Origin of the sequence: Okeania sp. SIO3I5 (assembly GCF_010672085.1) — a bacterium.
GTDB lineage: Bacteria > Cyanobacteriota > Cyanobacteriia > Cyanobacteriales > Microcoleaceae > Trichodesmium.
Genome location: NZ_JAAHHT010000551.1, coordinates 1 through 1,091, shown reverse-complemented (window position 1 = coordinate 1,091; position 1,091 = coordinate 1). Strand labels below are relative to the sequence as shown.

Genomic DNA, 1,091 nt, shown 5'->3' with positions numbered 1-1,091 from the left:
CGTAGCAAACAACAGAAGTGACGCATGGAATTAAAGACTAATTCTATTTGGCGAATAGTTTAATTTATTATTAGACGTGTAGGAGTCAAAACTCAACTATCTGCTCAAGAATTAGCATTTTTATGGGGAGTGAATGTTGAGGAGATTTTTGACTATCTCCAATGTTTACGAAAAATTGGTTATGAAGTTAGGAATCACAATACAAATCCTCAAATTCTTCCAGGAGAATATTTAATTCCCTACTTTTTTCCTACTTTAACACCTAAAAGTGTGCAGTTAAGAAAAAATTTAGGAACATCTAATGAATGATTTATATTTAAGAGTCTTTAAAGATAAAAGTGAACTGGTACAAAGTGATAGCAAAGAACAGGTTTTTTTAGAAGGTTATTTCAGTTATTAGTTATTAGTTATCAGTACCTCTACAATAAGGAGGCTTGAAATACGAAATTATCTTTTTTTATCCCCTTAAAAGGGAAAGATTTAGACCACAATTTATCTTCTCGGTAAAATGAGCGACTAAGCTAGAATCAGATATCATCTGATAACTTAGGAACTGACAAATAATTACTTAGAAAAGGAAATTCTTGCTTGTCGCGATCGCAATGTTATGAGTGATGTATTTCAACTTGAGCAAAGTCAAATAAATACTTTGAATAAAGTTGTTAATTCACTTACCAGTGAAGTTAGTAGAATATTAGTTGGTTTAACAATTTTACAGTTGTGTGTAAAAAGTATTGAACCGAGACAAAGTATTAGACTACATAAAAGCAGTACAAATAGAAATGCTTTTTCATGGCAAGAAGGAATACCAATGCGTTCTTTAGATAAACAGTATATTACTCCTATTTTGCGCAAATATGAATTATTAAAACTAAATGTAGATAGATTTATGATGACGCGCAGTTTAGCAGAAAATTATCCTTCTATGCTAAACTAAAAGTTATCTAATATAAAGATATTATAGTTTATCTAAAATCTAAAAACCCCAACGTTGTACTTATGACTGAACCTTTAGTTACTACTACTGAACCTTTAGTTACTACTACGCAAGCTGCTTTTTTACTCAATATTTCTACTGGTCGATTACGGGA

Annotated in this window: 2 protein-coding genes; both read left to right on the top strand. The window is 30.7% G+C overall.

The window, feature by feature from the left end; all coding sequences use genetic code 11:
* Positions 1-129: 129 nt before the first annotated feature.
* Positions 130-309: a hypothetical protein gene (locus F6K40_RS40475; protein WP_293146061.1), complete on the top strand. Its 180-nt coding sequence runs from the start codon at positions 130-132 to the stop codon at positions 307-309.
* Between the two features lie 298 nt (positions 310-607).
* Positions 608-937 carry a hypothetical protein gene (locus F6K40_RS40470; RefSeq protein ID WP_293146058.1) on the top strand — a complete coding sequence of 110 codons (330 nt, stop codon included), beginning with the start codon at positions 608-610 and terminating at the stop codon, positions 935-937.
* Positions 938-1,091: the final 154 nt, after the last annotated feature.